The organism is Chitinophaga silvatica (assembly GCF_003419895.1).
GTDB classification, from domain to species: domain Bacteria; phylum Bacteroidota; class Bacteroidia; order Chitinophagales; family Chitinophagaceae; genus Chitinophaga; species Chitinophaga silvatica.
Map to the genome: position 1 here is coordinate 463,710 of NZ_QPMM01000007.1, position 13,973 is coordinate 477,682.

The 13,973-nt window shown below is 40.6% G+C and carries 11 protein-coding genes; all 11 read left to right on the top strand.

Going from position 1 to position 13,973, the window contains the following annotated elements; translation table 11 throughout:
- The first annotated feature begins 103 nt into the window (after positions 1 to 103).
- The 11 genes from DVR12_RS15310 to DVR12_RS15355 all read left to right on the top strand — a co-directional run bounded on the left by DVR12_RS15310 (position 104) and on the right by DVR12_RS15355 (position 13,971).
- A complete protein-coding gene (locus tag DVR12_RS15310; protein WP_116976661.1) occupies positions 104 to 859 on the top strand; it encodes a (Fe-S)-binding protein in 756 nt (251 codons plus the stop codon).
- The gene (locus DVR12_RS15315) at positions 840 to 2,219 is read left to right on the top strand and encodes a lactate utilization protein B (protein WP_116976662.1); all 1,380 of its coding nucleotides are present in this window, start codon (positions 840 to 842) and stop codon (positions 2,217 to 2,219) included. Before DVR12_RS15310 ends, DVR12_RS15315 begins: the two co-directional genes overlap by 20 nt.
- Complete coding sequence (locus DVR12_RS15320) at positions 2,216 to 2,785, top strand: LutC/YkgG family protein (protein WP_116976663.1); 570 nt, start codon at positions 2,216 to 2,218, stop codon at positions 2,783 to 2,785. The genes DVR12_RS15315 and DVR12_RS15320 overlap by 4 nt, the downstream gene beginning before the upstream one ends.
- 308 nt (positions 2,786 to 3,093) lie before the next feature.
- A complete protein-coding gene (locus DVR12_RS28015) occupies positions 3,094 to 3,225 on the top strand; it encodes a hypothetical protein (RefSeq protein WP_262511922.1) in 132 nt (43 codons plus the stop codon).
- 355 nt (positions 3,226 to 3,580) lie between these two features.
- Positions 3,581 to 5,521, top strand: coding sequence for a polysaccharide biosynthesis protein (locus DVR12_RS15325; RefSeq protein ID WP_233522400.1), 1,941 nt, complete (start codon positions 3,581 to 3,583; stop codon positions 5,519 to 5,521).
- Positions 5,522 to 5,605: 84 nt separating this feature from the next.
- Entirely contained in the window at positions 5,606 to 6,355 is a 750-nt protein-coding gene (locus DVR12_RS15330) for a polysaccharide biosynthesis/export family protein (protein ID WP_233522401.1), read from the top strand.
- Positions 6,356 to 6,373: 18 nt separating this feature from the next.
- A complete protein-coding gene (locus DVR12_RS15335) occupies positions 6,374 to 8,749 on the top strand; it encodes a GumC family protein (RefSeq protein ID WP_116976665.1) in 2,376 nt (791 codons plus the stop codon).
- Positions 8,750 to 8,856: 107 nt separating this feature from the next.
- A complete protein-coding gene (locus DVR12_RS15340; RefSeq protein ID WP_116976666.1) occupies positions 8,857 to 10,173 on the top strand; it encodes a nucleotide sugar dehydrogenase in 1,317 nt (438 codons plus the stop codon).
- Positions 10,174 to 10,212: 39 nt separating this feature from the next.
- Positions 10,213 to 11,733 carry an oligosaccharide flippase family protein gene (locus DVR12_RS15345; protein ID WP_116976667.1) on the top strand — a complete coding sequence of 507 codons (1,521 nt, stop codon included), beginning with the start codon at positions 10,213 to 10,215 and terminating at the stop codon, positions 11,731 to 11,733.
- Positions 11,730 to 12,806 (top strand): polysaccharide pyruvyl transferase family protein, encoded by a 1,077-nt coding sequence (locus DVR12_RS15350; RefSeq protein WP_116976668.1) that lies wholly within the window; start codon positions 11,730 to 11,732, stop codon positions 12,804 to 12,806. Before DVR12_RS15345 ends, DVR12_RS15350 begins: the two co-directional genes overlap by 4 nt.
- Before the next feature lie 16 nt (positions 12,807 to 12,822).
- A complete protein-coding gene (locus DVR12_RS15355; protein WP_116976669.1) occupies positions 12,823 to 13,971 on the top strand; it encodes a glycosyltransferase family 4 protein in 1,149 nt (382 codons plus the stop codon).
- Positions 13,972 to 13,973: the final 2 nt, after the last annotated feature.

Here is a 13,973-nt window from a genome sequence, read left to right on the forward strand (position 1 = left end):
ATCCGGTGAAAATTGTGCTAGTAACCGGTAAAAAAGAGGGAGGAATACTAGTAGGCTGACAACTAAATTTGCAAGGCTGGATGACTATTAAACCATTTTGATCGTGAAAGTAGGATTATTTATTCCATGTTATATCGACCAGTTCTACCCACAGGTTGGTATTGCCACACTGCAACTCCTCGAAAAATTAGGATGTGAAGTGGCATTTCCTCAAGGACAAACATGCTGCGGACAACCTATGGCTAATTCGGGGTACGAACATCTGACCCATCAATGCAATAGCTTGTTTATTGAGAATTTCGAAAGCTTCGATTATATAGTGGGGCCTTCTGGTAGTTGTGTGTTACATATTAAAGACCATCTGCACGACCCCGCAAAAGAAGCACAGGCCACTAAAATTCGCCACCGGATATATGAACTAACCGAATTTCTTACAGATATATTAAAGGTTAGCAGTTTACCCGCCTCTTTCCCTTTTAAGATCGGATTGCATCAGAGTTGCCACGGCCAAAGAGGATTGGGCCTTGCACAAATGAGCGAGCTGGTAGCCTCCCCATTTTCAAAACCTGAAAAGTTGTTGAAATTGGTGAAAGGTGCAGAATTAGTGGAACTGGGAAGAAAAGATGAGTGCTGCGGATTCGGAGGTACATTCTGTGTTACAGAAGAAGCCATATCAGTAAAAATGGGTAAAGATCGTATAGTCGACCATGTTAATAGCGGAGCAGAAGTGATTACCGGAACCGATGTGAGTTGTCTTATGCATCTCGAAGGCATCCTGCGCCGACAAGGCTCGAAGATTAAAGTAATGCATATTGCTGAAATTTTAAATCAACCTACCGATGAGCAGGCAAACAGTTGATCATGCAACCCTGGCCGACAGGTTTAACGAAAATGAGCCAAGAGTGAACTGGCATGATGAAACACTTTGGTGGGTGCGTGCCAAAAGAGATAAGATGGCCTGGAGTATACCTGAGTGGGAGTTGTTGCGCGAAACGGCATCACATATCAAGCTGCATGCTTTGGGTAACCTGCACGATTATCTTTTACAGTTTGAGGAACAGGCGAAACTTAATGGAGCCATCGTCCATTGGGCATCAGATGCAGAAGAGCATAACAGAATTGTTACAGAGATTCTTCAGAAGCATCAGGCTAAGCGGATTGTGAAGAGTAAGTCGATGCTTACGGAAGAATGTCATCTCAATCCTCATCTGGCAGCACATGGAATTGAAGTAATAGATACCGATCTGGGAGAAAGAATTGTACAGTTGGCGAAGGAGCCACCAAGTCATATCGTTCTTCCCTGTATTCATAAGAAGAAAGAAGAAATAGGGGAATTGTTTCATGAGCATCTGGGAACACCGGCCGGAAATGCAGATCCGCAGTTTCTTACAGCCGCAGCCCGGTTGCATTTGCGCAAGGAGTTCCTGCAATCTAAAGTAGCGATTACAGGAGTAAATTTTGCGGTGGCGGAAACAGGTGAGATGGTGGTTTGTACGAATGAAGGAAATGCCGATATGGGGGCGCATCTGGCGGATGTGCATATTGCTTGTATGGGTATTGAGAAGATCATTCCTCAGCGTAAGCATTTAGGGGTGTTTTTAAGGCTGCTGGCACGTAGTGCAACCGGACAACCAATTACCACCTATTCGAGCCATTTCAGGAAGCCCGGAGAGGGCAAAGAACTGCATATAGTTTTGGTAGATAATGGAAGATCCAGGCAGTTGGGGAGAGAGGATTTCAGGAATTCGTTAAAGTGTATCCGTTGTGGTGCCTGTATGAACACCTGCCCGGTTTACAGGAGGAGTGGAGGGCATAGCTATCATACTGCGGTAGCAGGGCCTATAGGGTCTATTCTGGCGCCGAATCTGGATATGAAAGCCTATGCAGATTTACCATTTGCTTCCACATTATGTGGCTCCTGTTCAAATGTATGCCCGGTTAAAATTGATATTCATCAGCAGTTATATAAATGGCGTCAGGTATTAGTACAGGAAGGATATACTCCGGCTACTAAAACAGTAGCAATGAAAGTGATGAATGGGGTGCTGTCTAGTCCTAAAACCTATAAGGCCGCAGGAAAGATGGGAAGATGGGTGATGAAAGCCTTCCCGAAAATGGTAAACAATAAATTGAATCCCTGGTATAAGCAGCGGGAAATGCCAGCGCCACCGGCCCAGTCATTTTCTGAGTGGTACAAAAAAAATAAGCAATCTTCATGAGTAGCAGAGAGAGAATATTAGCAGCAATCAAACAAAACCAGCCTGAGCCGAGTGCGTTACCAGGATTGAATGACTTATCTGGAAATATGCCCTCCACAATTGCTGCTTACAGGAAGGTGCTGGAGGCATTGGGAGGCACTGTGTTTGAAATTAATAATGTGGAGGATATTCCCAATATTTTGAAAGCACAATATCCTGAATTAACACGGATTGCAGATGCCAGAGAGAAATCACCATCATGGGCCAACGAAGATCCGCATATGCTCGAAAATGTTGATATGGCTATTGTGCAGGGACAGTGGGGTGTAGCAGAGAATGGAGCGATTTGGTTGGCTGAAGAAGATTTACAGGTTAGAGTATTACCATTTATTTGTCAGCATCTGTCGATTGTATTAAAGGCCGACAAAATTCTGGCCACGATGCACGATGCCTATGATGTAATAGGAACCATCAATACCGGATTCGGTGTTTTTATTGCAGGGCCGTCAAAGACCGCAGATATTGAGCAGTCGCTGGTTTTAGGAGCACATGGTGCCAAAAGTTTAGCCGTATTCATATTAATATAATACCCCGAAGCATATACGTATATGATATGCCTCAAAGGCGTAAGACAGCAGAAATATCTTATGGGCAAAATAGATCAATGCTATTGCTGTTTTACGTCTTTGAGGCATATTATTTTAACGCTAATAATATTTTAATTCTTTTCTTCCTCAATTATTTATTGTACTTTTTCATTACCAATTCAATTGATTTAGAATGTAAATTGGTATAATGTTTGTTCAGTTGGAGCGATTGAAAATCTCGACGCAGTAATTTAACCATATTATTATTAGACCATATCAAACTGCGTTAACCGTAAAATTGAAAGACCATGAATCATGTTATCATCACTTTAGAGCAGATGGGATGTAAGAATGCCTTCCAGCCACCAATCGGAGTGCATATTGTAAGCAGAGCACACAAGCTTCATCATAAAAGTTTGGGATCATTACGGTATAAATAGGATGCTTATAAAATCGCCAGGCATATTTCGTATATTCTTATAAGTTATATAAGAATAAAATTGAAAGCTAGCTGATGGATTGATCAGAGAGATCGAATATAATAGTCGGTCTGGGTTTGTATTGCGTGTATGTGAAACCGTAGCGGAAAAAAATTATCCACACTTTACGTTTTCATAACAACACATATCAATTTTAGTTATTACTTTGCAATAACTTTGAAAACCGAATAACCATATCAAACCCAACGTATCGACTATTAACACTGTGAGCTATGAGAACCTTTTTCGGGTAGCAGGGATTTAGTTGATCAGCCGAGCGTTCGCATTTTATAACCATATCTTATTATTGAAACCTATGGTGCGTAATTCATCATGGATTACCCCCTCATGGCTTATTTTGCTATTAGACCTGGGGTGCTCCATCGTAGCCATCAATCTTGCCTTTTTACTTAGATTGAATTTTGATGTTGATGCATTGTTAGACTTTCCACTAACAACCATTGTTGTAATTACAGGAACTGTAAATGTACTGCTGTCATTAGCCTTACGTACTTACAGAGGCATTGTGAGATTTACAGGTCTTACCGATATTGGTAGGATTGCTGCCTTAAATCTGATGTGTGGCGGACTTTATTTAGTTATCGATTATCTCATTCATCCTGCTGCAGATAAGCCCCTGTTTCCCGTATCAGTTATATTGATAAATTTCTTTATCAACAGTAGCTTGTTACTGGCATACCGACTGATCGTTAAATGGACCTTTAAATACTACAATAATTTTAAGGCAGTTAACAAAACCAGAGCTGTGATCTATTATACTGGTCACTCCAGTTTAATACTCCGTAAAGCGATTAGTGACGATCCAAATTCCGAACTCCGTATCACTGCATTTCTTGCAGATACATACAATCATGCTGGTAAATCATTGGAAGGGCTGCCAATATACGTTTTCAGGAAAAATGAAATGTATAAACTGATTAAAAATGCCAAAGCCAGTCTATTATTAATTCCGGATGAACATCTGCCCGCGGCTCAACTTAATGAACTGGTGGAGGCTTGTATGTCACTTAATATTCGGGTACAAAAAATTATTCCGGTGAGCCAGTGGACAGAAGGTAACCATAATAATAACAGTATTGAGTTGAAGGATATTCATATTGAAGACCTCCTCGAAAGGTCGGTTATCAATATAAAAAACAGACAACTTAGTCAGGAAATTAAAGGCAAGAGCATTCTGGTAACCGGAGCTGCCGGTTCAATTGGAAGTGAAATAGTCAGACAATTGCTCAATTATGAACCTTCGGTCATAGTGTTGTGTGATAAGGCCGAATCTCCCCTACATGAACTGGAGCTGGAGATTGCAGAAAAAGGAGCTTCAGTTCCTGTTATCCCATTCATCGGAAATGTATGCGACAGGGTTAGAATGCAGCAACTTTTTGAAATTTATGCTCCGCAACTGGTATATCACGCTGCCGCTTACAAGCATGTTCCAATGATGGAAAAAAATCCCTCCATCGCCGTAATGAATAATGTACTGGGAACTAAGGTAGTAGCTGAATTGGCAGTAGAATATGGTGCGGAGAAATTTGTAATGGTATCTACAGACAAAGCGGTGAACCCAACAAATGTAATGGGTGCCTCCAAACGAATTGCTGAGATCTTTTCCCAATCATTCAATAATTTTCTTAATGAAGAATACCAGAAGCTTGGCCCGGTTTATAACACTCCGCCTACCCGCTTCATTACCACCAGATTTGGTAATGTGCTGGGCTCCAATGGTTCCGTAATTCCCCGCTTTAAACAACAGTTGGAAAAAGGTGGACCATTAACCGTAACGCACCCCGATATTACCCGCTATTTCATGACCATTCCCGAAGCCTGCCAGCTCGTACTGGAGGCTGGTTCAATGGGGAAAGGAGGAGAAATATTTGTATTTGATATGGGCAAACCAATGAAGATTGCTGAACTGGCCCGTAAAATGATTCGCATGACAGGTAAAGAACCTGGCAGGGATATTCAAATAGTCTTTACCGGACTAAGACCCGGAGAAAAACTTTATGAAGAGTTACTGAATAATGCAGAAAATACCTTACCAACCTACCACGAAAAAATCATGATAGCCAAAGTTAGATCTGCCGATTTTTCTGAAGTGAATGAACAGGTGAATATGTTGATTGAATCGGCGCGTAAACATTATCTGACTCCAACCGTCGCTAAAATGAAACAACTGGTTCCTGAATTTATCAGTAAGAATTCGACCTACGAAGAGTTGGATAAGGGAACAATGATTATATAATTTTTTTTAAGTGTAAAAATGATGGGTGAGCGAATCATGGAGAAGTACAAAAACTGTCGGCTTTTGAGCGTAATAGGAGTGGTCATGCTTTGGTTATTAGCAGCATGTTCTACACCAAAGAATATTACTTATTTCAAAGATGTACCGGATACAATCAAGCTGAAAGAGATCCAACAGGCAGCATATTATACGCCGGTTATACAAGCGGATGATATTTTGCAGGTTTCAATTCAGACCCTTGATCCGGCTGCCACAACTTTATTGAATCAGCAGACGGCAACATCCGGTAATGTTACTGGTCCGTCTTCTGCCAATACAATTACTGGCTACCTGGTAGATAAAGATGGATATGTTGTTTTACCGCTGATCGGTAAAGTAATGGTGAAAGGGAAAACTACAGATATGATCAGAGATGATATTCAGGCTAAAGCAGCTGAATTTTATAAAGATCCTGTAGTAAATGTGCGCTTTGCCAATTTTAAGGTAACGGTACTGGGAGAAGTTGCTAAACCTTCAACTTATGTTATGCCTAACGAGAAGGTTTCTTTGTTGGATGCTATTGGAATGGCCGGAGATCTGACCATTTACGGGAAAAGAGAAAATGTGCTGTTGATCAGAGATAAGAATGGAACTAAAGAATTTGTTCGGTTTAATCTGAATGAAAGTAATCTGTTCACTTCCCCATATTTCTATCTCCATCAGGGAGACGTGATTTATGTGGAACCTAATAAAGCTAAGGTGTCTAGCACAGATCTTACTCAGGTGAAAAGAATATCAATCATGACATCAATTTTATCATTGTTGATTGTGGCTGTATCAAGGATCAGTTTCTAAACCTTTTAATTCGGAATTATGGCAGATCAAATATTTTCAAGGCTTAACGGCATCAGTGTGGGTGAGCCGGCAAAAGATAACGGACCTAATCCCCGTTATATTCTCGATGCTTTTCTTGGGCACTGGTATTTGTTTCTCTTATTTGTAATCCTTTGTACTGCAGGAGCATGGGGATATTTGAGATATACAACTTCAAGCTATAAAGTAAATGCAAAAATCTTGGTAAAAGATGATGATAAAGGAGGTGATATTCCCGGTCAGGAAATACTTCAGCAATTAGCAGTGTTTTCAAATAAAAGCAGTGTGGATAATGAAGTAGAAATACTGAAGTCACGCACTCTGATGCAGAAGGTGGTCACAACTCTCCAACTAAATACCAGCTATTTTGTTGAGGGACGCATCAAAGAAAGTGAGCAATACGGTAATCTGCCTTTTATTTTTCAGTGGATAGAATTAAACGATAGTATTCAAAAAACAACTTATACCATCACACCGGTAGGACAGGGGCAATTTGAGTTAACCAGAGGTAATGACAGCAGAAAAGCTTCCTGGCAAGATACTCTGCACCTACCGGAAGGGGTGGTGAGGATAAATAAAACAGGCCTTCCGTTCCTCAATGAGCGTTATCGTGTAAAAGTTGCCTCCATAGACGAAACTGTAGGTAACTACCAACAACAACTAGACGTACGAATTCCGAATAAACAGGTAAGCACCATTGATTTGAGCCTGAATACACGTATTCCCCAAAAGGGAGAGCGGGTACTCAATACCCTGCTCAACACATACATGAAGGCCAGTGTGGAAGATAAAAACCGGATAGCCGACAGTACCATCGCATTTATTGATAACCGGTTAATGATAGTAACCCAGGAACTTTCGGGTGTTGAAAAAAATATTCAGCAGTTTAAACAGGCAAACGAAATCGCTGATATAGCTGCACAATCCAAATTGCTGGTAGAAGGAAGTGGAGATGCCAGAAAACAATTATTGGAACAGCAGGTACAACTAAATGTTGTAAGTTCACTGCAAAGCTATATCAGAGATGAAGCCAACAACAAACGGGTAGTACCATCCTCCCTGATAGTGCAGGACCCAACATTTGTAGGATTGGTACAACGATATAATACACTTCAGCTGGAAAGAGAGAGAGCGATGATGTCCAGTACTGCCTCCAATCCGGTGGTCGTAAATATGGATCAGCAACTGGCTGGTATCAGAGCCGATATGATCAGCAACCTTTCTTCCCTCAAACAAGGAATAGAGGTTTCATTATTGGAACAGGAACGGAATGCTGCTTCGATTCATCAGAAGATCAGAGAAGTACCAGGCAAGGAAAGAGTGTTCCTGGATATCTCAAGACAGCAGTCGATTAAGCAGGAACTCTATCTTTTTCTGTTAAAGAAAAGAGAAGAATCTGCTATCTCCAAAACATCAAATATGGCAATTGCCAGAATTATTGATGATGCTAAAAGCGATGCCTTACCATTTAAACCAAAACGAATACTGATTCTACTATTAGGGGCAATCATGGGTATTGCCCTTCCTGCGGCCTATCTCTATTGCAGGGAATTGTTTAGCAGACGGGTAATGAAGAAACAGGACGTTACCAACCACACACCTGTGCCAATTTTAGCTGAAATCGGTCATGGTAATGGAAATCCGGTTATCACAGGAATGGATGTGAGAACTCCGGTAGCCGAGCAGTTCAGGGCTTTAAGAACCAACCTCCAGTTTGTACTATCGGATATTACCAATAAATGTGTAATGCTTACTTCCAGTATGGGTGGTGAAGGAAAAACCTTCGTATCTACCAATCTGGCTACCATTTTGGCTATATCCGGCAAGAAGGTGATTCTGATGGAAATGGATCTGCGGAAACCAAAAATTGCAGAGCGACTCGGTATTTCCAACAGGGAAGGTTTCAGCACCTTTGCCATCGGGAAAACATCCTTTGAATCTTTGGTTCAGCCTTCAGGGATTCATGAAAATTTGTACCTGGTTACATCTGGCCCTATTCCGCCTAACCCAACTGAATTGCTGTTGCAACCCCGCACCGAGGAATTGTTCAAATTTCTGAATGAGCATTTTGATTATATCATAATCGATTCTGCACCAATCGGACTGGTAACTGATGCCCAGGTATTGGCCCGGTTTGCAGACGCAACATTATACCTGGTAAGACATGGAGTAACATTCAAACAGCAACTGCAGATTAGCCGGGATATGTATTTAGAACATAAGTTACCTAGAATCAACATAGTTATAAATGATGTTAAAACTAAGAGCAGTTATGGCTATGGATATGGCTCGGGATATGGATACGGTTATGGTTACCAGTCTACCACTAAGAAAGGTTTCCTGGGAAGATGGAAAAAGAAGGCGGCAGTGGAGTGATCCCAACGGTGCGAGATTATCTATATCCTGGTATATCTTCTTTAAACAAGGCTTTTACAGAGCCAAAAGTTATAAAATTAAAAAAGAGATAAAAGACAGATTGTAATATGAAGTTTAAGCATAGCGACAGCCTAGATAATGTTAAGCTGGCAATAATAGGACTAGGTTACGTAGGTTTACCCCTGGCCATTGAATTTGGTAAAAAGTATAAAGTCCTGGGATTTGATATCAATAAAGACCGTGTAAAAGAACTGGCAACCGGAACAGATCGGACCCGCGAAGCAAAGCTGGACGACCTCAATGCCGTAATGGAACTAAATACCAGTACTGAAGGCAATAAAGGGCTTGCATTTTCCTCTACCGTTGAAGATCTTAAGAAATATAATGTATTCATTGTAACGGTACCAACGCCTATCGACGAATTCAAAGCTCCGGACCTTAAACCACTCATAAAAGCATCTGAAATGCTTGGTGGAATTCTTAAGCAAGGCGATATCGTTATCTACGAAAGCACTGTTTACCCCGGTTGTACCGAAGAAGTTTGTGTTCCGGTGCTGGAGAAAGTATCCGGACTGAAATATAATGCAGATTTCTTTGTCGGATACTCTCCAGAAAGAATTAATCCGGGCGATAAGGTGAATACGCTAACTAAAATCAAAAAGGTTACCAGCGGCTCTACCCCGGAGATTGCAGATAAAGTGGATGCACTATATGCCTCAATTATTGAAGCAGGCACTCATAAAGCTCCTTGCCTTAAAGTGGCAGAAGCTTCAAAAGCAATTGAAAATGCCCAAAGGGATGTAAATATTTCCTTTGTAAATGAACTGGCACTCATATTCGATAGAATTGGAATAGATACCAATGATGTAATAGAAGCTGCCGGTACAAAATGGAACTTTCTTAAATATAAACCAGGATTGGTTGGTGGTCACTGCATCGGAGTGGATCCCTATTATCTGGCACATAAGGCAGAAGCCGTAGGATATCACCCCCAGGTAATACTCTCTGGTCGTCGGGTAAATGACCATATTGGCCACTTTGTAGCCAATAAAGTGGTAAAACTAATGATTGATAAAGACCATAAAATCAAAGGCTCCAGAGCCCTGATAATGGGTATTACATTCAAGGAAAACTGCCCGGATGTAAGAAACACCCGTGTGGTAGATATTTACCATGAACTCAGGCAATTCGGTTTAAATGTCGATATCTACGACCCGTGGGCCGATCTTAAAGAAGTTGAAGAAGAATATGGATTACATATCTCTAATTCAGTTGATACTTCCGCTGTATATGATGCCATCATCGTAGCAGTAGCCCACAAAGAGTTTTTACAATTCGACTTCCTGAAATATCGTCGCAACAATGGTGTCATCTTCGATACCAAAGCTTGTGTTGATAGATCAATTGTGGACGCACGATTTTAATAAATAGTAATCATTTAAAAACTTTGGTAATTGATAGCAATGTCAACGAAAGGGGTGAGCTATGAGATGTCGTTAAACCTGGCAACTAATTTTCTCGCCCTTATTCTGAATATTATACTTGGACTGATTGTCGTTCCATTCTACATCTCTAAAATAGGGGTAGAAGGGTATGGTATTATTGCTTTGGCTACTTCTTTCAGCTCTTACCTGTCGATTATCACCATTGCTATTGATGCAGCTGTTGGAAGAAACTTTACCCTTGCAATAAGAGGTAATGATGAAAAAACTGCTACTACTATCTATTCATCCTCCATCTTATCAGCATTGCTGTTAATTGTAGCAATGCTTCCAATTCTTGCCTGGTTTTTATGGGATATAGATGCTGTGATCTCTTATCAGGGATATAGTAAAGGAGCTCTGAGATGGGTGTTTACAGCAATTATTACTTCTTTTGTCCTGACTTTCCTACGTGGATTATTTCTGGTTCCGGCATTTGCTGCCAACAAGATTTATATTCAGCGGATTATTGCAATTCTTGAAATAGTTGTAAGAACAGTGCTGGTGTTTATGCTTTTAAACATCTCGGGTACACTAGGCTGGATTGGTGTGGCTTTTCTGGTTTCATCCGTACTTACATTTGCTGCGGCTGTGTATTGGATTAAAATTCAATTCCCATATTTAAAGCTCAGGTTTGCCGCTTTCGATAAAGCGGTTGTCAGGCATATGGCTTCCATGAGCCTTTGGCTTGTACTGAATCAGATAGGAACATTACTCTTTATTAATATCGACATCATTCTTCTTAATCATTACTATGGTCCTGCTGTTACGGGTGAATTTAGCACTGTAGCCCAATGGCATACATTACTAAGATCTTTTGCCGGTGTATTTGTTGCCATTTTTACACCCGTAGTCTATAAATTTTATGCTGATAAAGATTTTACCAGTCTGTTGAAATTTTCCAAATACTCAGTAGTAATTATGGGCTTAGTACTGGCTGTACCAATTGGTATTATTGTTGCCTATTCAGATGTAATACTGAAGTTATGGGTGGGAGAACACTTTGTACAGTTTTATCCTCTTATGATTTTACTCACTGGTCATTTGATCTTCAATCTGGCCGTATTGCCAATTTTGTCAATTAATTCGGTCTATAATAAGGTTAAGGTGCCTGGGATGACGTCTTTCTTTTGCGGAATTTTAAATCTCTTATTAGGAGTTCTGGTAATTAAATATTTCGATTGGGGTATTTACAGCGTTGCCATTGTATCAGCAATATTATTAACTATAAAGAACCTTTTGTTTACGCCTACTTATGCTGCCAGAACATTAGGCCAGAGCTCCTGGTTCTATTACCCATCTATTGTAAGAGGTTGTGGCTTGTTCGTATGGGTATTAATGTTATCCTATGTGGCAAGACAGCTGGCAGTGCCGGGTTCCTGGTTTGGTTTAATGGCCTGGGCTTTGATAATTGCTCTAGGTAGCCTGCCTTTCGCCTGGTATATAACCATGAATAAAGACCAACGCTCATTAGTTTTAAAATTGATAAGAAAGTATATATGAAAAGGGCATTAATTGTGAATGAAGGTTTTTCTAATAACCTGGGTGACCAGGCTATCAGGGAAAGTGTGACTAACCTGCTTCAGGATGGTGGTTATACTACCGATTTTGCATATTTCACCAATCCTGCTATCAGTCAGTTGCCTGTATATAATTATCTGAACTCTCAGCCAGTTTTTCAAAAAGAACTTTCTGCTTTACAGTTAGTGAAACTCAAATTCTCGCGCTGGTACTGGATTGCGAAAAACTACAACGCAATAGTTAACAGATTGAAAAAAGGGAATTATGATCTGGTGGTAATCGGAGGCGGACAACTTATTGAATCTTCCCGCCGTTCATTCACCAGCCGTTTTGCCATTGCTATGGATTGGTGGACAGATCTGATTAAAAAACATTCAAATGCAAAAATCTGGCTGATAGGAGTGGGAGTTGGTACTTCCTTTAATGATCAGGAACGAAAGCACTTTTCAAATGCACTTTCGAGAATTGATATTGCCTGGGTAAGAGATGCCTATTCTCAGTCTGTCTTGAAAGATCAATTTGGTCTTACTGCTATTCTAACTCCGGATATTGCATTTTACAACAGTAAGAATAGTAATGTAGCCATCAACTCAAATCGTAAAGCGCTTGTTGGTGTAACCAGTTACCAGGAGGTATTTGTCAGGTATAATAAGAATGGGAAAACAAAAGCTGAATATTTTGAGGAATGGTATTCAATTGTCAGACAATATGAACTACAGGGGTTGACAGTAGAATTATTCTATACAACCATTACGGATGCAGTGGAAACACTGGCATTTAAAGAGTATGTGGAATCGGAATATGGCCGTGAACTTTCTGTAGCAGCTATTTCAACAGTAAGTGACCTGAAAGCGCTCTATCAGACTGCTTCAGATGTTTATGCGGGCAGAATGCATGCACTAATCCTGGCAATGAAGCATCAATGTAAGGTTAAGCCATACCTTATTTCTCAAAAACTGAAATCATTTAGCGAAGAATATATAGTGCCTGAAATGAGTATGGAGTATAGTCATAAAATCAGGCGAACATTCAATGATCTCATAGAAGATTGTTGATAGTCATAAATTGGAGATGAAAAACATTTTAATCATATCTTACGAATTTCCGCCCATTATCGGAGGAGCGGGCGTTTACGCCCATGATCTGGCTATTGGCCTGGTGAAGAATGGCCAGAAGGTAGACCTGCTTACCTATCAAACTCCCGGAAACACAGCCTTCCTGGCTGCCTTCTCGGCTACCTGGAACATTACCTGCCACACTATTTCAGGTAAACCACTTGTTCATTTTTATCAGTTATATAAACGTCTAAATACTTTAATCAAACAACATTCCTACGATCTCATAATTTTTAGTGACGCAAGAGCTAAAAAAATGGGAGCTTTTTTTGCCGGCGCTTTAAAAAGTATCAGTAATCGTTCTGTTTCTGTATTGCATGGAGGTGAGCAAAGCAGCTTTTTCAACAATCCATCGCGAATGCTTAAGCTATCAGGCATTCCCACAAAGATGATGCAATTCCTGGCTCAACAACAACGAATAGTGGTTGTAAGTAAGGCAGAGTATGAACTATGGGAATCATCTCCTCTGAAATCCAAACTTCAGTTAATTCAACATGGTATTGATACAGAGATCTTTTACAAGAGATCTATGGATGAAGTGACTGAACTGAAATCCAGACTTAAATTAAATCCATCTAAAAAAATAGTGCTTTCAGCATCCCGATTGGTGAAACCCAAGGGGCAGGAAGTATTGCTCGAATGTCTGCCTGCCATACTGAAGGAGGTTCAGGATACGATCTGCATTATCGCCGGAGATGGAGACCATCTGCCGGTTTTACGCCGTCGGGCCAAAGAATTGGGAATTGAAGAACAAGTCTTGTTTACAGGTGGATTGGCAAGAGCGGAATTATCTCAGTACCTGGCTGTTTGTGATGTATTTGTACTTCCCAGTCAATATTACGAATCATTTGGCCTTGTATATCTGGAAGCTGCCGCTTGTGGTAAAACATCAATTGCCGGCAACAGGGGAGGTACCAGCGAAGCTATAGTGAATGGTGAAACCGGATACCTGATCGATCCATTTTGCAGAGAAGAATTAACCGGCAGAGTTGTGGAATTATTGCGTAACGAAAAATTGAGAAATCAGCTTTCAATATCGGCATATGAAAGAGTATTGACAACCTTTTCCAATACTGCTATGGCAGGGAAAATCGTGAGCAGATAATT